21 protein-coding genes and 3 pseudogenes are annotated in these 21,839 nt (G+C 55.3%); 9 read left to right on the top strand and 15 right to left on the bottom strand.

What is annotated here, in order from left to right:
- Positions 1-3: 3 nt before the first annotated feature.
- On the top strand, positions 4-441 hold the full coding sequence (locus H7R56_RS00515) for a flagellar protein FlgN (RefSeq protein ID WP_106924890.1): 438 nt from the start codon (positions 4-6) through the stop codon (positions 439-441).
- Between the two features lie 45 nt (positions 442-486).
- Here H7R56_RS00515 and H7R56_RS00510 read toward each other — a convergent pair whose 3' ends face one another.
- The 12 genes and pseudogenes from H7R56_RS00510 to H7R56_RS00460 all read right to left on the bottom strand — a co-directional run.
- Positions 487-1,887 (bottom strand): hypothetical protein, encoded by a 1,401-nt coding sequence (locus tag H7R56_RS00510; RefSeq protein WP_106924889.1) that lies wholly within the window; start codon positions 1,885-1,887, stop codon positions 487-489.
- 20 nt (positions 1,888-1,907) lie between these two features.
- The gene (locus H7R56_RS00505; protein ID WP_182928448.1) at positions 1,908-3,032 is read right to left on the bottom strand and encodes a capsular polysaccharide export protein, LipB/KpsS family; all 1,125 of its coding nucleotides are present in this window, start codon (positions 3,030-3,032) and stop codon (positions 1,908-1,910) included.
- Between the two features lie 83 nt (positions 3,033-3,115).
- Complete coding sequence (locus H7R56_RS00500) at positions 3,116-4,057, bottom strand: hypothetical protein (RefSeq protein ID WP_106924887.1); 942 nt, start codon at positions 4,055-4,057, stop codon at positions 3,116-3,118.
- Positions 4,044-5,477 carry a glycosyltransferase family 2 protein gene (locus H7R56_RS00495; protein WP_223878912.1) on the bottom strand — a complete coding sequence of 478 codons (1,434 nt, stop codon included), beginning with the start codon at positions 5,475-5,477 and terminating at the stop codon, positions 4,044-4,046. Before H7R56_RS00495 ends, H7R56_RS00500 begins: the two co-directional genes overlap by 14 nt.
- A gap of 5 nt (positions 5,478-5,482) precedes the next feature.
- Positions 5,483-5,929, bottom strand: a complete 447-nt coding sequence (gene fliJ / locus H7R56_RS00490) for a flagellar export protein FliJ (protein WP_106924886.1) — start codon at positions 5,927-5,929, stop codon at positions 5,483-5,485.
- A 6-nt stretch (positions 5,930-5,935) separates the two neighbouring features.
- Positions 5,936-7,255: a flagellar protein export ATPase FliI gene (gene fliI, locus H7R56_RS00485; RefSeq protein ID WP_106924885.1), complete on the bottom strand. Its 1,320-nt coding sequence runs from the start codon at positions 7,253-7,255 to the stop codon at positions 5,936-5,938.
- A complete protein-coding gene (gene fliH, locus H7R56_RS00480) occupies positions 7,242-7,991 on the bottom strand; it encodes a flagellar assembly protein FliH (protein ID WP_106924884.1) in 750 nt (249 codons plus the stop codon). Before fliH ends, fliI begins: the two co-directional genes overlap by 14 nt.
- A 3-nt stretch (positions 7,992-7,994) precedes the next feature.
- On the bottom strand, positions 7,995-9,020 hold the full coding sequence (locus tag H7R56_RS00475; RefSeq protein ID WP_106924883.1) for a flagellar motor switch protein FliG: 1,026 nt from the start codon (positions 9,018-9,020) through the stop codon (positions 7,995-7,997).
- A complete protein-coding gene (gene fliF / locus H7R56_RS00470; RefSeq protein ID WP_106924882.1) occupies positions 8,992-10,680 on the bottom strand; it encodes a flagellar basal-body MS-ring/collar protein FliF in 1,689 nt (562 codons plus the stop codon). The genes H7R56_RS00475 and fliF overlap by 29 nt, the downstream gene beginning before the upstream one ends.
- A 10-nt stretch (positions 10,681-10,690) precedes the next feature.
- The gene (locus H7R56_RS00465; RefSeq protein WP_106924881.1) at positions 10,691-11,059 is read right to left on the bottom strand and encodes a flagellar hook-basal body complex protein FliE; all 369 of its coding nucleotides are present in this window, start codon (positions 11,057-11,059) and stop codon (positions 10,691-10,693) included.
- A 19-nt stretch (positions 11,060-11,078) separates the two neighbouring features.
- Positions 11,079-11,246: pseudogene (locus H7R56_RS27995) on the bottom strand (helix-turn-helix domain-containing protein); the annotation flags it as partial.
- A 93-nt stretch (positions 11,247-11,339) separates the two neighbouring features.
- A pseudogene (locus H7R56_RS00460) lies at positions 11,340-12,110 on the bottom strand (sigma-54 interaction domain-containing protein); the annotation flags it as partial.
- Between the two features lie 514 nt (positions 12,111-12,624).
- Here H7R56_RS00460 and H7R56_RS00455 point away from each other — a divergent pair.
- Genes H7R56_RS00455 through H7R56_RS00425 form a run of 7 tightly spaced genes read left to right on the top strand, consistent with a single transcriptional unit; the run spans position 12,625 to position 18,908 of the window.
- Positions 12,625-13,509, top strand: a complete 885-nt coding sequence (locus tag H7R56_RS00455) for a FliM/FliN family flagellar motor switch protein (RefSeq protein ID WP_106924879.1) — start codon at positions 12,625-12,627, stop codon at positions 13,507-13,509.
- Complete coding sequence (fliN, locus tag H7R56_RS00450) at positions 13,502-13,900, top strand: flagellar motor switch protein FliN (protein WP_106924878.1); 399 nt, start codon at positions 13,502-13,504, stop codon at positions 13,898-13,900. Before H7R56_RS00455 ends, fliN begins: the two co-directional genes overlap by 8 nt.
- Positions 13,897-14,637 carry a flagellar type III secretion system pore protein FliP gene (gene fliP, locus H7R56_RS00445; protein ID WP_106924877.1) on the top strand — a complete coding sequence of 247 codons (741 nt, stop codon included), beginning with the start codon at positions 13,897-13,899 and terminating at the stop codon, positions 14,635-14,637. The genes fliN and fliP overlap by 4 nt, the downstream gene beginning before the upstream one ends.
- 2 nt (positions 14,638-14,639) lie before the next feature.
- Positions 14,640-14,912 carry a flagellar biosynthesis protein FliQ gene (fliQ, locus tag H7R56_RS00440; RefSeq protein ID WP_061280600.1) on the top strand — a complete coding sequence of 91 codons (273 nt, stop codon included), beginning with the start codon at positions 14,640-14,642 and terminating at the stop codon, positions 14,910-14,912.
- A gap of 6 nt (positions 14,913-14,918) precedes the next feature.
- Positions 14,919-15,692, top strand: a complete 774-nt coding sequence (locus H7R56_RS00435; protein ID WP_106924876.1) for a flagellar biosynthetic protein FliR — start codon at positions 14,919-14,921, stop codon at positions 15,690-15,692.
- Entirely contained in the window at positions 15,692-16,825 is a 1,134-nt protein-coding gene (flhB, locus tag H7R56_RS00430; RefSeq protein WP_106924875.1) for a flagellar biosynthesis protein FlhB, read from the top strand. The genes H7R56_RS00435 and flhB overlap by 1 nt, the downstream gene beginning before the upstream one ends.
- The gene (locus H7R56_RS00425) at positions 16,812-18,908 is read left to right on the top strand and encodes a flagellar biosynthesis protein FlhA (protein WP_106924874.1); all 2,097 of its coding nucleotides are present in this window, start codon (positions 16,812-16,814) and stop codon (positions 18,906-18,908) included. Before flhB ends, H7R56_RS00425 begins: the two co-directional genes overlap by 14 nt.
- Positions 18,909-18,949: 41 nt before the next feature.
- On the opposite strand, the gene H7R56_RS00420 is transcribed toward H7R56_RS00425, so the two are convergent.
- The gene (locus H7R56_RS00420) at positions 18,950-19,939 is read right to left on the bottom strand and encodes a lysozyme inhibitor LprI family protein (protein ID WP_106924873.1); all 990 of its coding nucleotides are present in this window, start codon (positions 19,937-19,939) and stop codon (positions 18,950-18,952) included.
- A gap of 168 nt (positions 19,940-20,107) precedes the next feature.
- Between H7R56_RS00420 and H7R56_RS00415 the strand changes: the two genes are divergently transcribed.
- Complete coding sequence (locus tag H7R56_RS00415) at positions 20,108-20,365, top strand: hypothetical protein (RefSeq protein ID WP_106924872.1); 258 nt, start codon at positions 20,108-20,110, stop codon at positions 20,363-20,365.
- A 101-nt stretch (positions 20,366-20,466) separates the two neighbouring features.
- Here H7R56_RS00415 and H7R56_RS00410 read toward each other — a convergent pair whose 3' ends face one another.
- Together H7R56_RS00410 and H7R56_RS00405 are read right to left on the bottom strand one after the other, a co-directional pair.
- Positions 20,467-21,429, bottom strand: coding sequence for a LacI family DNA-binding transcriptional regulator (locus tag H7R56_RS00410; protein ID WP_106924871.1), 963 nt, complete (start codon positions 21,427-21,429; stop codon positions 20,467-20,469).
- A 95-nt stretch (positions 21,430-21,524) separates the two neighbouring features.
- Positions 21,525-21,833, bottom strand: a pseudogene (locus tag H7R56_RS00405) (PTS lactose/cellobiose transporter subunit IIA); the annotation flags it as partial.
- Between the last annotated feature and the right edge of the window lie 6 nt (positions 21,834-21,839).

The following is a 21,839-nucleotide window of genomic DNA, read 5'->3' as shown; positions in this document are numbered from 1 at the left end:
TTTATGACTCACGCAGCCCAGCGCGTTAAAGCACTGATTCAGGACATGACCGAGGACCGCAAGCGCTACCCCGCCCTGGCCGCCCTTCTTGAGAAGCAGCGCCACCATATTGTGGCACGCGACGCCGCGTCGTTGGACGCGGTTAACGAGCAGATTATGGCGCTGTACCAGCAGCTGTCGAAAAGCAGCCAGCAGCGCTACCAGCATCTGAACGGTCTGGGCATCGATCCCAACACCGAAGGCATGAAAACGCTGATCGCCCGCCTCCCCGTCACCCATCAGCCTTCCGTTTCTGCCCTCTGGCAAGGGCTGCAGCAGCAGGCCGCCGACTGCCAGATTGCCAACGACTACAACGGCGCGTTGATGAATATGCAGCAGGAGATTCTGGGGAATGTGCTGAATGCCAGCGCGCCGGAGAATTGGCTGTACCAGCAGGGGTAGGATCGTTGTCTGGCAAATTCGCCTTGCCAGACAACGAATGCAGATCTAAAGCTGAAGCCATTCCAGCTTACGCAGCAGTTTCCTGGCACCGCGAAAGTTCAAGTGATGCGCATCGGAATAATCCTCTGGCTCAAAATCCCGATCTTCGGACATGTCGATAAAAAACACGGATTCATTATCGGCAATAGCGCTCAGGAACGCTTTCGTCTGCTGCCGCATCTCCTTATGGAACAATGCGTTGTACTGCGGAGTAAAGGGCTGAATAACGAAATAAATATGCCCTTGAGCGACGCTCACCTGCTCAACCATCTGCTGGATGATGAGCTTATTGTATTCGGCGACCCCTTCACGATCATAAAACTGGGCAAAATAGTCAGCCTCACGACGCGCCAGAGCCTGACTATAATGGGAAGTGGTAGTGATTTTTTTTTCTGGTTTTAATGAGACGTGCGGGCGTAACCCCGCAATTTCACGCTTTGCTGCCCATGCAACAATATCAATATTGAGCAAATCAACGATCGGTTCACGCGCGTAATGAAAGGCGAACCGTTTATACGCTGATTGTCGACGGTAATCATACGGAATACTATTTTCATTAAAAAAACAGGAAGCCAAATGAAAATAGCTATTGGCCCCTTTTGAGAGCTCATGAAAGAGTTCGAAAAAGCCTGTCACGATGACGAAATCTCGCACATTGCACGCAGCAATGCAGTGCTCGACCAACGTTTTATTGTACGTTGCATCACCGCTCGCAATCGATAGATTCACCGAGTTATTCAATAGCGCATCGTGCATGCCGTAATATGCAAAAGACGAACCGAGGATCGCCTTATTAAATTGAGGATGGCTGTTCAGCTTTTGCAGATTGTTATTGAGGATCCCGACCATATCAATATGCTGACGGATAACGCCGAGAAAACCGTCAAGATGACCAGCGCATGCAGCCGCCGCTTCAATGTTGATAAGCCCAAGTCCATTTTCGCTGCCCACGTGGCGCTCACCCTGATTGTCCACCAGCAGTACTGGACGAGATAACGGCGGCACAGCCAATAAGTCTTCCGCTGCGCCCTCATCGGTGTAGATAACCCGCGCACAGCGCAGGGATTCCTTATCCAGAATACCCTCTATCAGCGCCACATTTTGCCGAGTACCAACATAAACAAAATCCCATGGTCGACGTTGTACCATCCATTGCCAGAAGGTCGACAAATATTCTGAAAAAGAGATTATCTCACTATCAGTCGCCTCTTTTTCAGCGGTGATAATTAACTGCTCGATAAAATCAATCGCAGGTTTTCCCTCAGGAATACAGTGCTGGTACAGCAGAACGCATTGTTTAATGGCATCAATAACCGCATCATCCTTTTTTCTGGATAGCGTTAACGCCAGATTTTTAATTTCGATCAGGAAAGCCAGTTCATCAGCAATCGCCGGGTTTTGCCCCATCGTATTATTCACTCCAGGCATTAACGGTTCAGAAACGCGATGGCCGTATTACGCGCAATAGGTTCATTACTAAAAAAATCAACGCCATCAAAAAGGTAGTGATGGATATACTTTTTCAACCTTTCATAATCGAATGTTTTATAGAAACAATGGCCGATCGCCGTGACCGGTTTATGCAGTAATAACCCTTCAAGGCCTACCGTCGAGTTAATCGTCACAACCTCTTCAGATTGCTTGATAAGTTCAGTCGTCAGTTCATTTGATAACATAAAGCCCAGCGTTTGTTGGAGCCGCACGATATGTTGCACCTCCTCGCGCTTTGGCTCAGCCGGGTGAATCTTGACCACCACGTGGTAGCCCCTTTGTTCTGCAAGATGTAACGCATATCGAATCACATCTTCATTTTTAAAGTCGGAATACAGCCACAGCTGCGCATCAGTTGAAACCTGGAGCGGAACAAAAAGATACGGTATCCCGGTATTGAGAACCTTATGCTGAGAACTTGCCTCAATAACGTCTGCCAGCGCGTTTCCCAGAGCCTGGCGTGGCGGTCGCGACTTAAAGGTATGGTAATGCGCCATCCAGGATTGATGCATACCCTCATCCACCGCCGGGTAACGATCGAGAATCTCCGGCGTCATTGCCAGCCGGGAATGCGCGTTGGTACCTTCAGGGTCGACAAAAATCTTGTCCGGTAGATTCGCCAGCTCTACAAACTGCGTGGGGATCGACGTCATCTCACAGAATGCTTTCGCCGCTTTTGCGCCAATTCCGCAGCCACTGCACATCACAACACGCGAAATCGTTGCGGGGTCAAACTGACTAATGAACACGAAGCATGACATCAGTACTTGCCAGCACACCTCTCGTTCACCGCCACCCACAACATACTCAAAGCACTCCTCGAGCGATTTTCCAAGCCGTTTGGCCAGCCGAGGACTGGATTGTCGAAACGCCGCCTCGACGGGCGCTGAAGTGAAAATCGGAATCTGAATAACCTGACACTGAGGAAGCTGATGCTTCACGAATTCGCAGATCGGCCGATCCCGGGAAACAAAGATCGCGTCTTTTTGCTTCTGTTCCGGCAGGGCGTTAACAATACGAGAGAAGAACTGAGCGTAGTTGATCCCCTCAATCAAAAACATGACCATGGCGAACCTATCAGGTTGTTACGTTCAAAGGCGAGGACGATAGATGCCGGAATGCCCCGGCATCGTGACGCATGGCATTACAACAATGCTAAACCACAGAGCAGGCTATAGTCGGAAGAGGTTCCCTCTTCCGCCGTCAGCGGGTTCTGCTGTTGCCAGCCGCGCAGCGCGCTAACCAGCAGCGCCACGTCGTCCTGGGTCAGCTCACCCTGCTCGGCGCGAATAGCGCACAGCATTTTGATGTGGAAGAACTGGCGCGCCAGACCCAGCAGCGCTTCGCCGTAATTGGTGCAGCCTACGCCGGGGAAAATATCGCTATACAGCTGATAAATAAGAATATTGCGCAGAGTATGCGGCTGATGATTAAACAGCGTAAGCGTGGACCAGGCCGCATCCAGCATCTGCTGACGCTCTGCCAGTCGGGCAGGCTGCATGATCGACAGCTCGCTCAGCTTCAACGTCATCCCCATTTTCTCAACCATCGGCAGGTTCAGATTCAGGCGCATCGTGCCCATCGCTTTTAACGCCGCAATACGATTTTCCGCGATCGGCGGCAGCATCGCGAACTGCTGCGCCAGTACGCCTTGTTCCGCCAGCGTAGCCAGCTGCTCGCCCAGGCTCACCAGCAGCGCCGGGTCGCTTTCCCCGCAGTCATGATGCTGCTGCGCTTTGCTCAGCAGCACGCCAATGGCGTACAGGCTGACGTCCAGCGTCAACGCCGGATGCACCGCCAGGTTGATGCACTGTTGGTTAAGCACCTCGCTCCACGCGCTCAGCAGATCATCACTCTGCGGCGCAGCCTGCGCAGTGTGCAGAATGAAGGCTTCCGGGTTGAACAACATCTCTTTGGCCGCCGTTTCACAGCCGATATCCAGCGTCTCGCGCTGCTGATTTTTCAGCTTCACGCTAATGTGCGGCCACGCTTCCTCAGCCTGCTGACAGGCAGGACAGTCGCAGGGCGTTTCTCGCGCATCAAAACGCGAAACAAATTCAGGGTGATAATGTTCAATCAGTTCCATGTTCATTCTCTTTCACGGGCACGGTTTCCCGATGCTTACGGAAAAACCAGTGGGTGCAGTCAATCGGTTCGCCGGTGGCAGGATCCGAATGACGCTGTAAGAAGGCGAAACTTGGGCTAAAGCCCAGCCATAGCGATGGCTGGCTCATCAGGGTGGTCCAGCAGCTATCAAGGCTGGCAGGGTGTGTCGTCTTATCCTGATAGGCGTCCAGCAGCGTGTCGTAGTAATTCGCATTCACCGCGTAGGCGCACGCGCAGCCTGCGTTATAGATTCGCGCCACCCCTTGTAAAGACTGGGTTGGCCGGAAGCTGTCATAGCGGCCGCCGAGCAGCAGCACCTGCCAGTCCAGCTGATCCAGGCCATTAAGCAGCTTGTTGATGTTGTTGACCGCATTTTCCTTCCTGACGAACTGCAGTTCGGCATCCAGTAGCGCCACGTTCCGCCAGCCCTGCCGTTTCGCCTGCGCGATGACCTGAACGTGGGTCTGGCGTTCATCAGCCACTTTCGCCACCGGCCAGATTTGGCCGGCCTGCACGCCTAGCGCCAGCAGCGCCTCACAGCGTGAGGACAGCGCTGATGCCTGCAGTGGATCGTAAAGAACGGCCACCTTCTCAAACACCGACCAGTTCACCTGCGCATTAAGCGGCGCGGTACTCAGACGGCGATAGTGCGCCAGCAGATTGGCATCGCTGACAAAATCATCGAGCGTCAGGTCCACGGCCGTAGAGGTGTCCAGGATGTAGTCTTTGTCGTAGGTATTGCTGCTGTGCGAAATGCACAGGATGGCCCGCTGCGGATCAAGCTGCTGAACCGGCGTCGTAAACCCTTTGAGAAAACCGTCCTCTTCCGCTCGGCTGGCATCATCGTCATAGCGGTGTGTTTTCAGCAGACTACGGTGATAACCAAACGTGCCGTTCAGCGCGTGGCATTGGCCGAACGGGTGCGTCAGGTAAATTTTGTCCAGATGGCTATACCAGATATAGATCTGGTCACTGCCGGAGAAGGGGGCGCGGTTGGCCTGCATCTGCGCCACCTGATAAGAAATTTTATCCGGCGCATAGTAGTCATCGTCATCAAAGCAGATGATGTATTCGCCTTTCGCCAGCGCATTGAGCCGATTGCGCTTATTGCCCAGCGTCAGGCGCGCCGGGCTGTGGATATAGCGCACGTTCGGCGTCGCCGGATCGCTCATCATCTCAACAAGATCGGCATTACTGCTTGCGGAGTCATCGAGAATAATCAGCTCGCGCCGGTCCGCCGGATAGTCCTGGTATTGCCAGATATAGAGCAGATAGGGCAGAAACTCGCGGCGGTTGTAGGTCGGGCAGACGACGCTGACAAACGGCGTTGTCTGCGGCCGCGGACGCTGCTGGCGAGCAATCAGCGCGGACATCAGGTTCGTTTTATTCGCGGTTTTCATCACAATTATCGCTGCCGTGCCGCGGCCTGCTGCTGGCGTAGCCAGCACTGGGCAGAAACCGCATCCGTCATTTTTTGCTCCCGACGGTTGAGCTCCATCCGGCGGTCGCTGCGTTTAGCATCCAGCACCAGCTCAAGGCTTTTCTCGCGCTTTGCCTCAGCCAGCAGGTTGCCCTGAATTTTATTGGCTTCAAGCGTTGCCAGCGCCTGCTCTTGTTTCTGCCAGTCGATAACACGCTGAATATTATGTTTATATTTCGACTGATTGATCATCATGACGGCGCTGTTCACGCTCTGCGACGCCAGCCCGGAGGCCAGCGAGGTCAGCGCATCTATATTCTTCTCAAAGCGTTGGCAGACCTGCTTTTGCGACGCCAGCTTCGCGCTAAGATCGTCCACCGCGCGGGTGCGCATCAGGTGAAGCTGTTCCAGCGTAGAAATCAGTTTGCTCATCGTGCATTACCCTGCTTGCGCCAGCGTGCGCAGGTCATTAATGGTGGCATCCATTAACGCTGCGTCCTGAACTTCCTGTTGTAAGAATTGCGTTATCGCCGGCGAGAGCCGCACGGCCCTGTCGGCCAGCGGGTCGGCCCCGGCCACGTAACCGCCGAGTGGAATCAACGGCTTAATACTCTGGTATTCGGCATACAGCTGCTTGAGCGTACGTGCGGCCAGCTGATGATCGCGGCTCGTGACCTGGCTCATACAGCGGCTGATAGACTGGCCAATATCGATAGCCGGGTAGTGTCCCGCCTCCGCCAGATGGCGCGAGAGAACGATATGACCGTCGAGTACCGCGCGCGCGCAGTCAACGATCGGATCCTGCTGATCGTCCCCTTCCGCCAGCACGGTATAGAGCGCCGTCATCGATCCGCGGCTTTCACTATTACCCGCGCTCTCCACCAGCCGGGGGATCATGCTGAACGCCGACGGCGGGTAGCCTTTGGTGGCCGGCGGCTCGCCGAGCGACAGCGCAATTTCACGCTGTGCCATGGCGTAGCGGGTCAATGAATCCACCAGCAGCAGTACGTCTTTGCCTTTATCGCGGTAGTAGCTGGCGATGGTGTGGCACAGCTCGGTGGCCTTAATACGCATCAGCGGCGATTCGTCCGCAGGCGCGGCAACAATCACCGACTTCGCCAGCCCTTCGGCCTGCAGGGCGTTCTCAATAAACTCTTTGACCTCACGACCGCGTTCGCCGATCAGCCCGACCACGACCACTTCAGCCTGGGTGTAGCGGGTAATCATCCCCAGCAGTACGCTTTTCCCTACGCCGCTGCCCGCCATCAGCCCCACGCGCTGGCCTTTGCCGATGGTCAGCAGGCCGTTTATCGCACGTACGCCAACGTCCAGCGGTGCTTCCACCGGCTGGCGTTTTAATGGATGCACCTGCGGTAGCTGCTGTGGCAACAGGGTGTCGCCGCCCAGCTTGCCTTTGTCGTCCAGCGGTTCGCCCAGACCGTTCACCACGCGCCCCAGCCACTGGTCGCCAATCATCACGCCTTCGCTTTTCCCGGCAGGGAACACGCGCGCACCGGCGATCAGACCGGAAGGCTGCTTAAACGGCATCAGGTAGGTGACGTCACGGTCGAAGCCGACGACCTGAGCGTCCATCATTTCTTGCTCGATGCTTTCAACATGGCACAGCTGGCCAATCGCCAGACGGCAGCCCACGCACTCCAGCAGAATGCCGTTTACCCGCACCAGACGCCCGGCAACGCGCGCCAGATCGATCTGCTCAATCGATCGCAGCGCCTGCTCGAAATCAAGGCTGCTCATGCGCGGTTTCCGGCAGCAGGTTGTCTTTTAGCACTGACATGCACTGATCGAGGCGATGCTGGCAGCCAACGTCCATCTCGGTCGTATCGGTCACCACGCGGCACTCGCCAGGTTCCAGCGCCGAATCGGCGGTCAGCCCCCATTCGCGGGCCTTTTCCGGCTCCGCTTCACTGATGCGGCGGAATTCTTCGGCGTTCAGCAGGACGCGAACCTGCTCAGGCGGCTGCGGCAGGCTGGTCACCGCCTCTTCCACCAGCGCCAGTAGCTGGGTCGGATGCAGCGCCAGTTCGCAGCGAATCACCTGCCGCGTCACTTTTTCCACCAGCTGCATCAGCTCTTCGCGACGACGCTGTTCGTAGCGGTCAAGAAACTGCTGCACGTTGGCGGTCATCTGCTCAAACGGCGCCGCGGCGTCCAGGAACTGCTGACGAGCCTGCTGTTTACCGTCGGCCAGGCCCTTACGCATCCCGTCTTCAAAGCCCAGACGTACGCCTTCCTGATAACCGTCTTCTTTGCCCTCTTCCCGTCCCTGCGCAAAGCCCTGGCTCACGCCTTCACGGAAGCCTTCCTCAAGCTGCTGCTGATATTCGGCCGGGTCCGGCGCCGCCACCGCGTTGTCTTCTAGCGGCGCATCGGGGGTCGCCCAGCGTTTACGCAGCGGCGGAAATCGATGCAGCTGCGGCTTGACGGCGGTCGATCGAGCGGCGGACAGCGGGAAGCTCCGTTTTTTGAACATGGCTTATTCCACCGTCTGCTCGGCGAACAGCTGAACCTGAATCTCGCCTTCTTCCACCAGCTGACGCAGGGTCTGCATGATCTCTTTACGCACCTGTTCGATACGGCTGACCGGCACCGGCCCCAGACGGGTGGTGGTGCTTTGCAGCAGCGTCACCTGACGTTTTGGCATAACGTTGAAAATGGCCTGACGCAGCACCGGCTCGGTACCCTTCAGCGCAACGGCCCATTCGTCGATAGGCACCTCATCCATCAGGCGCTGCAGCGTCATCGGCGTCTGGCGGCTGAGGATGTAGAATTCGTACATTTCGTCCTGCAAATCGTCCACCACGCTTTCGTCACGCTCGCGCAGCTGCTCCAGTAGCTCCTGCTGATTGCTCGGAATACGGTTGACGATGTTGGCGGCGTGCTTAATGCCTGCCACCTTCGAACCGTGCTCGGACAGCACCGCAATGCCGCGGTCTATCAGGCGGTCCAGTTCATCAATGACGTCACGGTTAACATCATCAAGCCGCGCGATGCGGTAGATGATTTCGTCCTGACGCTCTTTCGGCAGCACGCTCAGCACGCTGGCGGCAATATCCGGCGGCAGGAAGGCAAGGAACACCGCCTGCAGCTGCAGGTGCTCCTGCTCAATCAGCGCCGCCAGCTGTGGGGTATCGACCCACTGCAAGCGCGCCATGCGATAGCGGATCTCATCGCCGTAAATGCCGTTAATCACGCTGCGGGCGATTTCGCCGCCCAGCGCTTTTTCCAGAATGCTGCGCAGGTAGTAGCGCGAGGCACCGTTGATGCCGCTCTGCTCGCGATAGTCAGAGAAGAAGTTGTTCATCGCCTGACGCGCGTGGTTGACCTTTACGTCGTGCAAACGCGCCATGGTTTCGCTTAGCAGCACCACCTCTTCGCGGTTCAGCTTCTGCATCACCTGCGCCGCCGCTTCTTCACCCACGCTCATCAGCAGGATGGCCGCCTGCTCCAGGCGGCTACGGCTACCCGAACTGCTACTCCGACTTACTGTTGCTTCGGTCATTGCTGTTAATCCATTGTTTCAGAACTTCCGCTACGCGCTCAGTCTCACTCTGGGCCAGGACCTGGAGGTACTCCACTTTGGTTTCCAGGCCGGAACTTTGCGGCGGCAGCAGATCATCATTGTTATTGAAGGCCGTGCTCGGCAACCCGGTCAGGCTGTCCTGCACCACGTCAGATTCATCGGTCAGCAGGTCTTTGTCATTCTGCTCAACCTCATTGACCAGACGCTCACGACGGCCCAGACGTTGGGCCAGCGGGCGCACGCCAAACAGCAGCGTCAGCAGCGCCAGCAGGCCAATACCGCCGTTCTGCCCCCAGTACTGCATATCCGGGTCTTTCCACCATTTCTGACTCAGCGCGCCGTCGTTCACCGGGGCGGTAAAGGCCAGTACGTCCAGCGTCAGCGCATCGCCGCGCTGTTTATCAATCCCGGCGGCGCTCTCCACCAGACGGGTAATCGCGGTCAACTGCTCAGGGGCGATATTCGCCAGCGCGGGCGCCGTTTGGTTCAGCGCCACGGCCACGCTCAGTTTCTCCAGCTTGTAGCCGGGGTGACGGATATGGCGAATATCGCGGTCGAAGGCGTACTTGCGCTGCTCCTGGCTACGGCTGGTAAGGGAACGCGGATCGCTGGTGTTGTTTGCGGCCGTCGTTGCCGCAGCCGGAGCCGCTGCACCGGCAGCCTGTGCCGCCGCGGCCTGCGGGTTCTGGTTGACGGGACGGTTGCTCAGCGAGCCGGGAATGCCAAACGCCATCTCATTGGTGGTGTTTTCCTGACTCAGCTGCTCATCGCTGACGCGCGGATCTTTACCCAAGCGCTCCTGAGTTTCTTCCACGCGGCTTAGGTCTACGGTCGGCGCCACGCTGATACGGTAGTTGCCTGCGCCCACCAATGAAGTCAGCAGGCTGGCGATATTTTTACTGGTATCTTCGCGAATGCGCTGCGTAACGTCGTCACCCAGACGCTTGCCGGCAATACTGCCATCCGGGCCGGCGACGCCGTCCGACAGCAGGTTACCCGCCTGATCGACCACCCGCACGCTACCCGCCGCCATGCCCGGCACCGAACCGGAAACCAGCTGTACAATAGAGGCGACCTGTTGTTCATCTAACTGTCGCCCATAGCGCAGCTGCACCACGACCGAGGCGCTGCTATTCGGTTTATTCGTCAGGACGAACGAGCTGGACTCGCTCAGCCCAAGGTGCACGCGCGCGTGCTCTACCGGCTCCAGCGCCATAATGCTTTTTGCCAGCTCACCTTCCAGGCTGCGCTTGTAGCGCACGTTCTGGATGAACTGACTGCTGCCGAGCATTTCTTCTTTGTCCATCAGCTCGTAGCCGTCCGGCGTCGCCGCGCTGATGCCCTTTGCCGCCAGCGCCATGCGCGCCTGCGACAGTTTATTTTCGGTCACCAGCACCTGGCCGTTGTCAGGGTTAATGCGGTAGGCAATATTTTCTGCCCCCAGCACGTCCACAACCTGGGAAACGGGCACCTGTTCCTGCGCGCCGTACAGCGCGACATAGCCCTGATTGCGGTTCCACAGCGACGCAATGATGGCGATAGCCAGCACCACGCCGCCGGCAATCGCCAGCAGCTTAGGATTGTTTACGCCAGTGGGCAGAGAGATGGCAGGGAGGCGAGCTTTGATTTTGTTTAACACGGTACAGACCTTACAGCGAAATATTCATCACTTCGTCGAGCGCGCTGTTGAGCTTATTGCGCACCTGCATCATCGCCGAGAAGGCCACGCTGGCTTTCTGGCTTTCGATCATCGCGCCGGCTAAATCGTCGCTCTGACCCATATCAATGGCGGTCTGTTTGGCGCCCGCGCTATGCTGCAGGGCGTCAACGTTGTCGATGGCGTTGTTTAACACGCGGGAGAAAGAGACCGGGTTAGCGCTGGCGAACGCGCCGTTTGCGGGCGCAATCGTCTGGGCGGCGCTGGCCGAGCCGGCAGACGCCAGCATCGCCGTCTGCTGCATACGCTCCAGCAGCGCCTGTTGCGCGGTGTTAATACCTGCGGCGGCAATCTTATCCATTATTTGTTCCTTTCTGGCCTCAGGAATAACATTCGATATCAATGCCTTCATCACGCATTGACGCAAGGCGGTAGCGCAGAGCGCGCGGCGTAATACCTAAAAACTCCGCGGTTTTGGATTTATTGCCCTTATGGCGCTTAAGCAGATCGATAATGTACTGGTACTCCGCCAGGCGGCCGTGCAGCTTCACATCACGGATGGCGGAACTGCCGCTGTCCTGCTCGCGGTAAGCGGGCATCACGCCCACGGCCGGCGTTTCCGGTAGCGGCACGCGCGCTACCAGCCCAAAGTCGGCGGCTTTAATTTCATCGCCGTTGCCGAGAATCATGCCGCGCTGGATAACGTTCTCCAGCTCGCGCACATTGCCCGGCCAGTCGTAGCCCAACAGCGCATTGCGCGCATCGTCGCTCAGGCGAACCTCTCCTTTGTGGAAGGCACGGTATTTGGCGATAAAACGCTGCACCAGAGGCAGGATGTCCTGCTTACGTTCGCGCAGCGGCGTAATATGGATAGGCACGACGGAAATACGGTAGAACAGATCCTGACGGAATCGTCCTTCGGCAATTTCCTGCTGTAAGTCTTTATTCGTAGAAGCAATCAGGCGAATATCCAGCGGAATACGTTTATGGCTTCCCAGACGTTCAACTTCCTGTTCCTGTAATACGCGCAGGAGTTTTGCCTGTAACGGCAGCGGCATATCGCCGATTTCGTCCAGCAGCAGCGTACCACCGTTCGCCTGTTCGAATTTTCCGGCCACGCTGGCGACCGCACCGGTAAACGCACCCTTTTCATAACCAAATAAAACAGCTTCCAGCATACTCTCTGGAATAGCGGCACAGTTAACCCCGACGTACGGGGCTTCACTGCCGCAGGCATGCTCATGGATATATTTAGCGACACACTCTTTTCCGGTTCCTGTTTCACCGGTCACCAGCACAGACACATTATATTTAGCAACGCGTCGAGCTAATGAGATTACGCCCACGCTGGCAGGAGATGCGGCGACAAAGCCTTCCCCATGACGATCTTCACGTTCAATAATAATGCTCATTTTGGAGTACCAGTAAAAAATGACAAAAAAGATAACGCGCTAAATCTTTATTAAACGTGCGCTGCAATCACCTTGCTACATAGAAGATTAAAAGCGTTTTATAATGCTAATAAAGATTAAAGACTGCGGTATTATCACGAGGAAAGATTCCTTCCGTGAAAATATGTTGCCTAGTATACCCATCGACTAAGAATTGTCTCATTTTTAATGAATATTAAAACATTAATCTTTTAATTTCATACACTTAAAGAAGTTATTAATCAACGCAAAGGCGGAAAAATAATGGATTAATAACTGATGGATACTTGCAATAATAGTCAAGGAAAGGTCTAATTCACACCCTGAATAAAAGGCATTCGGGTTCTCGCCTCGCGATGAAGCTTCGATGTTGATGTAAAGCGTCACAACTTTCTCAAAACTCAAATGCTTCCAGGAAAAAAATTCGTGACCGTGATCAATAAATATCGCGGTGCACTCTTTTCACATCAGGTAACGTTATCAAACCGGAATAAATATGTACTCAGCTTCACATCGAATCAGAATTCATCAGCAGGATAGTCTCCCTGACCTGGTAAAACTTGATGTCAGCAAACTTGGTCGCCCATGGCATAAGCTGCCGAAATTAATGAACGACAGCTTTGACATTCTGGACGCGCGCCTGAGTATTTATTTTCTGAAGAAGCTACGTGTTAATGCCGCGTTAGAATCCATGACCTTTGCTATCGATCAGCATTATAAAAATGCACAGATATTCTCTACGCCTTATGGGAATATTGCCTTTGTAATCGACAGAATATTATTACTGAACATCCTCCATGATTATTATGGTCTGAGTAAAGACAGCAGCCATATTGAGCCGGATGAATCGTTACCGATCACCAAAACGGAAGAACGCCTGAAAAGCAAGCTGGGCCAGGAGCTGACCTCGCTGATTATTTGCAAAGAGACGTTTGGTGAAGACCTGGACATTAAAGTTGATTATTCCACGGTGATTAATCAGTGGGCCTGGTGCATTACCTTCACTCTGGAAGGCTACAGCCACGGCAGCTTTAGCGTCCTGCTCGACAGCCCGCATATTGACCAGATGCTGGCGGCGCTGCGCGCGCCGGATAACAGCGCGCGCGGCGTAGAAAAAAGCGTCAGCCTGAGCCCGGCGCAGATCGAACGCCTGTTCGACAGCCTGCCGCTGAAGCTCGACGGCCGCCTTGCCAGCCTCAACCTGACCGTCGCCCAGGTTGCCGACATCAAGCCCGGCGACATTATCCCGATCGCCATTAATGACCCTTTACCGGTATTTATCGGTAAAGAGCAGATTTTTGAAGCCACTATTGCCGAAGATCGCAGCAAGCTTTTCTTATGCGATATCCATGACAAGACAATCGAGAAGCCCTATGAGTGATTTACAACAAGAACTGAGCCAATCCTTGGATCTGGACGACCTGAACCTCAGCGATATGACCCAGGACGAGATGGTTGAAGGCAACATCCGCCACGATTTGCAGCCGGAAACACGCAATACGCCGCTGACTGACGTGCGTCGCATGGCGCTGTTCAGCCGTATCCCGGTAACGCTGACGCTGGAGGTCTCCTCCGTCAATATCTCGCTGGCCGAGCTGATGGCGGTGAACAGTGACTCGGTCATTGAGCTGGATAAAATGGCCGGCGAACCGCTGGATATCAAGGTCAACGGTATTGCGTTCGGTAAAGCGGAAGTGGTGGTGCTGAATGACAAATACGGCCTGCGTATTATCGAATTCAACGCCAAAGAGCTGGGCGAGCTGACCCGATGAACCGCGCGTTTTATCCGCTGCTGCTGATTGGCCTGCTGTTCGCACAGCCCGTGCTGGCGGCGAACGGCGACATCACGCTTTTTAGCACCACGGCAAACGGCGCCGGGCAGGATTACAACGTCAAAATTGAAATCCTGATCCTGATGACCCTGCTCGGCCTGCTGCCGATCATGGTGCTGATGATGACCTGCTTCACCCGATTTATCATCGTGCTGGCGATTCTGCGCCAGGCGCTGGGCTTACAGCAGAGTCCGCCGAACAAGATCCTCACCGGCATCGCGCTGGCCTTAACGCTGCTGGTGATGCGCCCGGTATGGACCACCATTTACGCCGACGCCATCGAGCCATTCCAGAATGACCAGATCACCCTCAAGCAGGCGCTGGTTAACGCCGAAGCGCCGCTGAAACGCTACATGCTGGCGCAGACCAACAATAAGGCGATGGCGCAAATCATGACCATTGCCGGCATTGAAGGCGATGCCCGCGAGCAGGATCTGACCATCGTCACCCCGGCCTACCTGCTGAGCGAGCTGAAAACGGCCTTCCAGATTGGCTTTATGATTTACATCCCGTTCCTGGTTATCGACCTGATTGTCGCCAGTATTCTGATGGCGATGGGGATGATGATGCTGTCACCGCTGATTGTCTCATTGCCGTTTAAGCTGATGCTGTTCGTACTGTGCGACGGCTGGACGCTGATTGTCGGCACGCTGACCTCCAGCGTACAAGGATTGTAGCGATGATGAATATGGACACCGCGGGAGACATCATGGCCTCCGGCATTCACCTGGTGTTGCTGATCTCCGCCGTGGCGATTATCCCGAGCCTGTTGGTGGGTCTGTGCGTGAGTATTTTCCAGGCCACCACCCAGATTAACGAACAGACGCTGAGCTTCCTGCCGCGCCTGGTGGTCACGCTCGGCGTGCTGATTTTCGCCGGAAAATGGATGTTGACGCAGCTGGTCGATTTTACCGTCCAGATTTTCCATCAGGCGGCGGCGCTGGTCGGTTAAGCCACAATGGGAATCGATATTCAGACGCTGTGGACGCCGATAATGGCGCTCGTACTGCCATTCTTCCGCATCCTCACGTTCCTGCATTTTGTGCCGGTGCTGGATAACCGCGTCTTTTCGCGCCGCATTAAAATTGGCACCGCGATGGCCCTGGCGATCATCATTACCCCGATGCTGCCCAATAACGTGGTGCTCAATGAGCTGCTGTCGGTACGCTCAATCCTGCTGATCGGCGAACAGCTGCTGTGGGGATTCTTCTTCGCCATGGCGCTCCAGCTGGTATTTGTGGCGCTGCAAACGGCGGGGAATATTCTGTCGATGAACATGGGGCTCGGGATGGCGATGATGAACGACCCGGTCAACGGCAGCTCGACGACGGTTATCTCGCAGATCATCTACGTCTTCTGCGCCCTGCTGTTTTTTATCATGGACGGGCACCTGCTGCTGGTAACGATTCTGTTTAAAGGCTTCAGCTACTGGCCTATCGGCCAGGCCATTAACCAGCCAACGCTGATGCTGATAGGCCAGGGGCTCGGCTGGATCATGGCCTCCGCCACGCTGATCGCGCTGCCCACCACCTTCGTGATGCTGATTGTACAGGGCGGTTTCGGCCTGCTGAACCGCGTCTCGCCGACGCTCAACCTGTTTTCCCTCGGCTTCCCAATCAGCATGCTGTTTGGCCTGCTGTGTATTTCGATGCTGGTCACCAACATTCCTGACCACTATCTCAATCTGACCAACGAAATTCTGGCGAAACTCGACGCCATAAGGGTGCAGTAATGGCCTCCAGCGGCGATAAAAGCGAAAAACCCACCGCCGGGAAGCTGCGCAAGGCGCGGCAGAAAGGGGATATTCCCCGTTCAAAAGATTTAACCATGGCGGTTGGGCTAGTGGCGTCATTCTTCACCCTGACCGCTTTTCTACCCTATTACCGGCAGCTGATTGGCGAGTCGTTTGCCGCCGTCGGCACGATGGCGCAAGACCTCGATAACCCAAACGTTTTGAACCAGTTTCTACTGCTGAACCTGTGGGTATTGCTGCGCTTTATTGCCACGCTTATCCCCATTCCCATGGCCTGCATGATTGCCAGCCTGGTGCCGGGAGGCTGGATTTTTACGCCGTCAAAACTTAAACCCGACTTTAAGAAGCTCAGCCCCATCAGCGGCCTTAAGCGCATGTTCTCCGCCAGCCATTACACGGAAGTGGGGAAGATGATGCTGAAATGCGCGACGATCCTCGCCGTTATCTACACGATGGTGCACGATCAAATGGACAGCCTCCTCCATCTCCAGCGGCTGTATCTGTATCAGGCCATCGGCCATGGATTCGGTATTTTCCATCACGTTGTCAGCCATTTTGTCGCCGTTATCGTTATTTTTGCCCTGCTTGATGTGCCGTTGAGCAAGTTCATGTTCACGAAGAAGATGCGCATGACCAAGCAGGAAGTCAAAGAAGAGTACAAAAATAACGACGGTAACCCGCAGATTAAGGGCCGTATTCGCCAGCTCCAGCGCCAGATGGCGATGGGGCAAATCTCGCGCACCGTACCCGAAGCCGATGTGATCATCACCAACCCAACCCATTACGCGGTGGCGCTGAAGTATGACCCACAGAAAGCGGAAGCGCCGTATATCGTCGCCAAAGGCATTGATGACGTTGCGCTATGGATTCGTGAAGTGGGCGCCAGCCACAACGTTGAAGTGGTGGAGTTTCCGCCGCTGGCGCGTGCGGTGTACTACACCACCCGCGTCAACCAACAAATTCCGGCGCAGCTGTTTCGCGCCATCGCTCACGTCCTGACCTACGTCATGCAGCTGAAGTCGTGGCGCGAAGGTCGCACTGAGCAAAAACCAAGCCTGAACAGGCATATAGACATTCCTCAAGAGGTATTAAAAGCCAATGGCGAACAGTAAGATGCACAACATGTTCGGCATGCTCCGTAAGGCGCAGATTGCCGTGCCTATCCTGCTTCTCTGCGTGCTGGCGATGGTGATCCTGCCGCTGTCACCGCTGATGCTGGATATCCTGTTTACCTTCAACATTGTACTGGCGGTCATCGTGCTGCTGGTTTCGGTGAATATGCAGCGTCCGCTGGACTTTGCCATCTTCCCGACGCTGCTGCTGATCACCACGCTGATGCGTCTGACGCTGAACGTGGCGTCCACGCGCGTGGTGCTGTTGAACGGTCATCAGGGGGAAGGCGCGGCCGGTAAGGTTATCGAAGCCTTTGGCCAGGTGGTGATCGGCGGCGATTTCGTTGTGGGTTTCGTGGTGTTTATCATCCTGATGATCATCAACTTCGTGGTGGTGACCAAAGGTGCCGAACGTATCTCGGAAGTGTCGGCTCGCTTCACGCTGGATGCACTGCCGGGTAAACAGATGGCGATTGACGCCGACCTGAACGCCGGGCTGATCAACCAGCAGCAGGCGCGTACCCGCCGTCAGGAAGTGGCGAAAGAAGCCGACTTCTACGGAGCCATGGACGGTGCGTCGAAGTTCGTGCGCGGCGACGCCATCGCCGGCATTATGGTACTGATCATCAACGTCATTGGCGGTATCTGTATCGGTATCTTTAAATACGATCTCGATGCCAGCCACGCCTTCCGCCAGTACGTCCTGTTAACCATCGGTGACGGCCTGGTCGCCCAGATCCCGTCCCTGCTGCTGGCGACCGCCGCCGCCATCATCGTCACCCGCGTCAGCGAAGGTAACGACGTCAGCGACGAAATCAAAACCCAGCTGCTCTCCAAGCCGAAGGTGCTGTACACCGCGGCATTCGTGATGTTCACCCTCGCGATCGTGCCGGGTATGCCGCATATCGCCTTCCTGAGCTTTACCGCGCTGCTGCTGTTCGCGGCATGGCGACAAAGCAAAGCGGTTCAGCCCGCACCGCAGGAAACGGACATGGAGGCGATCGGCGAAGCGCTGGCGCCGGACGCCAACCCGGCGATTACCTGGGACAGCATTCCGCTGGTTGAGCCAATTGGCCTGAACCTCGGCTACAAGCTGGTGACTATGGTCGATGAGTCCAAGGGCAGCCCGCTGTCGCTACGCGTGCGCGGGGTGCGTCAGGTCATTTCGGAGGTGTGCGGCGTGCTGCTGCCGGAGATTCGCATTCGCGAAAACTTCCGCCTCAAGCCCGCCCAGTATGCTATTCACATCAACGGCATCCGCACGGCGATGGGTGAGGTGAACGCGGACAAACTGATGGCGATCCCCGGTACCGAGCTCTACGGTGAAATCGACGGCGTACTGGATACCGACCCGGCCTACGGCATGGCCATTGTCTGGATCGATCAGGACCAGAAGGCTAAGGCGCTAAACCTGGGCTATCAGGTTGTGGACTGCGCCAGCGTCGTGGCAACGCACGTCAACAAAGTGGCGCGCGAGCACCTGCCGGAACTGTTCAACTATGATGACATTACCCATCTGCACGCCCGTCTGGCGCAGCAGGCACCGAAGCTGGCGGAAGATTTAAACGCTGCGCTCAACTACAGCCAACTGCTGCGTATCTATCGCCAGCTGCTGCTGGAGCAGGTCTCGCTGAAGGATATTGTCACCATCGCCTCCACCCTGCTGGAAAGCGCGGCGGTCACCAAAGATCCGGTGCTGCTGACCTCGGACGTGCGCTACGCGTTGCGCCGCGCCATTGTGCACAACATCAACGGCGATCGCCCACAGTTGGCGGCATATACCATTGATAATCAGCTGGAAAATATGCTGCTGGGGGCGCTTAATCAAGCACAGCAGGCGGGCAAAGTGGCGCTGGACAGCTTCCCGGTCGACCCGAATATTCTGACCCAGCTGCAAAATACGATGCCGATGATTTATGAGCAGATGAAAGCAAAAAGCCTGCCGCCGCTGCTGCTGGTGACGCCACAGCTACGGCCGGTCATTTCACGCTACGGACGCCTGTTTGCCAGCGGGCTACACGTGCTGTCATACAATGAAGTGCCGGACGATGCCGACCTGAACGTGGTGGGCACGCTGGCGTAAATGCCCCCAACCGGGGGCCTCGATCGCCCCCGGAACAGTGGCTACTGCTCCATATAGCGCAGCTTCCACTCAGCGATGGTGCGCGGCATTTTTGCCACGGCGTTTCCCTGGGTGCTGAAGTACGAGAACGTCAGCTTACCATTGCCGTCCGGCTCAACCCGCGCCGCCCAGATATTGCTCTTCGTAAACATGATAATCGCCGTGCGGGTATTCGCTGCGCCGCGTACCCACATGGAGAGCACCGTGGCACCAATATTATCTATATCTTCATGATAAATGTAGACATTAGCACTATCGACGAAACGCTGATAGTCATCACCCACCAACGTACGGAAGCGTGCATCCATCTGCGGATCGGTAAATATTTCCAGCGACAGCAGCGTTGCCTTCGGCCGGGGATCGGTTTCCGACTTCAGATAGCGGCCATCGATAAACGCGCCGTTGGGCAGCGATAAACGACAGCCCCACTCCGCGTTGCTGTAGGCCTGAATCGCCCCGCTTTTACGCGGAATAAACAGCACCTTACACTGTTTACTGTCGACCATACTTTCAATCAGCACCATGCCGTTAATCTTGCGGGCCTCGGCGGTAAACTCATCTTTATTCAAGCCGGCCCAGATACGAATATCGGCGATAATCGACCAGTCGGCGCTGTGGCTGAACTGCACCACGCCGCCGCTCATGTTCGCGGCGCTGGTGTTCCACCAGCGGCCTTCCCAGGAAAATCCCGGCTGCGCTTCGGCTATTTTACCGATCCCGGCGTAATAGGCGCGCTCGATACATTCATCGGACGAACACCACTCCAGCGATTTCTCCCAGGTTTCATATTCCTGATGCACCTGCCGCGCATCCCGCGTCACCAGCATTGCGCGATAGACGGTCGACATGGTGTTATCCAGCCAGTTCAGGTTGTCGTTATTACAGATGGTATTTTCCAACGGCGTCTTGGCACGCTGGCAGTTCACCGCCAGTGCGCTGGACGCGAAACAGGCCGTAATAAGAATGAGTAAATTAATCAGGTGCTTAATCATTTAGAATATTTTTTAACCAGTACGGGCGCTTATTTTGGCTAAAACAAAAATTTATTGCAATAAAACGCCATTATTTATTCACTATATGAATAATTCACCACGTTTTTAAGTTGTATCAATAAATTGTCGCTTTTGTATAACGTGTATTCATTTTTGGATTATCACGTTATGAAGATAGACAATCGTCATTACACGCTCTCGGTACTTTCTTCTTACTCGTCTCAGGAAAACACCGACCGCAAGCCGCTGGGCATCATCCGCAACAGCGGACAGTACAGCCCGCAGGGCGGCAACTGGAAGCTTTCCGATCCGACCATTTCCGCCGTTGTTAGCCTGCGTAGAGGGGACGTTATGCCTTATTACCAGGGCAAGCCGGTCGCATGGGCATTAATTGAATATGATATGGCGCAGGAGGTCGAGATCTAATATTTAACTAAGATTTTACGCATTAAATATTTCGGCTTTATTTTTATAACTCATTGTTGCCACGCGGTGAGAATAATAATACTCACCGCGTATTACTCATATTAACTAATATCCGCAACCGACGAACGGGCGACCAGACGACCGGTAAACGCACGCCCCTCGGGAACAAACAGCGAATGGCCGTCAATTAACGCCCGAATCCGCTGCACACAGTTCTCAAGCAGCTGCTCAACGGGATAGGCAATACATGTCAGCGGCGGGTAGAGTAGCGGTGCCAACGGCGAATCTTCCAGACTCACCAACGACACTTCCTGCGGGATGGCAATATTAAACTCGCGTAATAAGCGCATTGCTTCGGCGGCATAGCAGTCACGTTTGGCGATAATCGCCGTATATTTCGTAAAGCTATTAATCAGCGTCAGCAGCGCCTGCTCGATGTTGTTGTCGGCCATCACCAACAGTTGACGATTAAACGGCAGGGAGTAGTTTTGCAACACGCTGCGATAGCCATCAAGCATCTGTCTGCTGGCGACATCATTTTCATTGTCCATCAACAGCGCAATATTGCGGTGCCCCTTACCCAGAACATAACGGCAGGCGCTTTCCGTAGCAAATGCATAGTTATAGCCCTGGCCAGCGCTGCCCTTCGTAGAAAACTCGTCGAAAGCAATCACGTTACTGGCAACGTCACCGCTGCTGCGGGTGAGCGTTACCACGGCAACGCACTGATGCTGCAGGCTTTCCACCGCAGCCTGCTGTTCTGCAGCATCGTTCACGTACTGGATCATCAACGATTTATTCAGCGATTTTACCGCCTGAGACAGCTGCGGCAACAGCGTCGCGCTAAACCCGGCCTCGTTGGCAGGCAGCACCATACCGACGTAGCTGGAGGTATTGCTCGCCAGGTTTTGTGCGGCAAAACTGGGGCGGTAGTTCAGCTCTTCTACCGCGCGTAATACGGCCTCGCGGCTCTCTTCACGAACGCCACGGGTTCCCGTCAGCACGCGCGAAACGGTGGCTCGAGAAACGTTGGCTAACTTTGAAACATCATCAATAGTAGGCATGGTGTCGTCTGTATTACGGTTTTCTCCCTATAGTAACATAAATGCGTACAGGTATTCGCCAACTCCCCGGCACAAACGGCCGGGGAGGCAGGGACTTAGCGGCGGGAGCGGTAGAGTTCGATCAGCTCGCCAACCAGCTCTTTTGCCAGGATGGAAGTCATCAGATGATCCTGCGCATGTACCATCACCAACGTCATTTTGGTTTTTCCCTCGCCTTCATCGGCTTCAATAAGCTGGGTTTGCACAAGATGCGCCTCGCGAGCAAAATGCTGCGCCTGTAGCATCTTTTCATCCGCATCGGCAAAGTCGCCGGCTTTGGCGCTGCTAAGCGCTTCGTAGCACAGGCTGCGCGACTGCCCGGCGTTGATGATAATACCCATTACCTGCTCTTCTAATTCCATGACGTTCTC

The sequence above is a fragment of the Klebsiella sp. WP3-W18-ESBL-02 genome (assembly GCF_014168815.1).
Lineage (GTDB): Bacteria > Pseudomonadota > Gammaproteobacteria > Enterobacterales > Enterobacteriaceae > Kluyvera > Kluyvera ascorbata_B.
This window is presented reverse-complemented; position numbering and strand designations above follow the sequence as displayed.

Excerpts from the sequence above, each read along its gene's own strand:
- H7R56_RS00500 (WP_106924887.1), bottom strand. The coding sequence starts at position 4,057 with ATGGAACTGATTGAACATTATCACCCTGAATTTGTTTCGCGTTTTGAT.
- flhB (WP_106924875.1), top strand. The coding sequence starts at position 15,692 with ATGGCCTCCAGCGGCGATAAAAGCGAAAAACCCACCGCCGGGAAGCTG.
- H7R56_RS00455 (WP_106924879.1), top strand. The coding sequence starts at position 12,625 with ATGTACTCAGCTTCACATCGAATCAGAATTCATCAGCAGGATAGTCTC.
- H7R56_RS00495 (WP_223878912.1), bottom strand. The coding sequence starts at position 5,477 with ATGAAAACCGCGAATAAAACGAACCTGATGTCCGCGCTGATTGCTCGC.
- fliH (WP_106924884.1), bottom strand. The coding sequence starts at position 7,991 with ATGTTCAAAAAACGGAGCTTCCCGCTGTCCGCCGCTCGATCGACCGCC.
- H7R56_RS00465 (WP_106924881.1), bottom strand. The coding sequence starts at position 11,059 with ATGGATAAGATTGCCGCCGCAGGTATTAACACCGCGCAACAGGCGCTG.
- H7R56_RS00475 (WP_106924883.1), bottom strand. The coding sequence starts at position 9,020 with ATGACCGAAGCAACAGTAAGTCGGAGTAGCAGTTCGGGTAGCCGTAGC.
- H7R56_RS00410 (WP_106924871.1), bottom strand. The coding sequence starts at position 21,429 with ATGCCTACTATTGATGATGTTTCAAAGTTAGCCAACGTTTCTCGAGCC.
- H7R56_RS00510 (WP_106924889.1), bottom strand. The coding sequence starts at position 1,887 with ATGGGGCAAAACCCGGCGATTGCTGATGAACTGGCTTTCCTGATCGAA.
- H7R56_RS00515 (WP_106924890.1), top strand. The coding sequence starts at position 4 with ATGACTCACGCAGCCCAGCGCGTTAAAGCACTGATTCAGGACATGACC.
- fliQ (WP_061280600.1), top strand. The coding sequence starts at position 14,640 with ATGATGAATATGGACACCGCGGGAGACATCATGGCCTCCGGCATTCAC.
- H7R56_RS00415 (WP_106924872.1), top strand. The coding sequence starts at position 20,108 with ATGAAGATAGACAATCGTCATTACACGCTCTCGGTACTTTCTTCTTAC.
- fliP (WP_106924877.1), top strand. The coding sequence starts at position 13,897 with ATGAACCGCGCGTTTTATCCGCTGCTGCTGATTGGCCTGCTGTTCGCA.
- H7R56_RS00435 (WP_106924876.1), top strand. The coding sequence starts at position 14,919 with ATGGGAATCGATATTCAGACGCTGTGGACGCCGATAATGGCGCTCGTA.
- H7R56_RS00505 (WP_182928448.1), bottom strand. The coding sequence starts at position 3,032 with ATGTTTTTGATTGAGGGGATCAACTACGCTCAGTTCTTCTCTCGTATT.
- fliJ (WP_106924886.1), bottom strand. The coding sequence starts at position 5,929 with ATGAGCAAACTGATTTCTACGCTGGAACAGCTTCACCTGATGCGCACC.
- H7R56_RS00425 (WP_106924874.1), top strand. The coding sequence starts at position 16,812 with ATGGCGAACAGTAAGATGCACAACATGTTCGGCATGCTCCGTAAGGCG.
- fliN (WP_106924878.1), top strand. The coding sequence starts at position 13,502 with ATGAGTGATTTACAACAAGAACTGAGCCAATCCTTGGATCTGGACGAC.
- fliI (WP_106924885.1), bottom strand. The coding sequence starts at position 7,255 with ATGAGCAGCCTTGATTTCGAGCAGGCGCTGCGATCGATTGAGCAGATC.
- H7R56_RS00420 (WP_106924873.1), bottom strand. The coding sequence starts at position 19,939 with ATGATTAAGCACCTGATTAATTTACTCATTCTTATTACGGCCTGTTTC.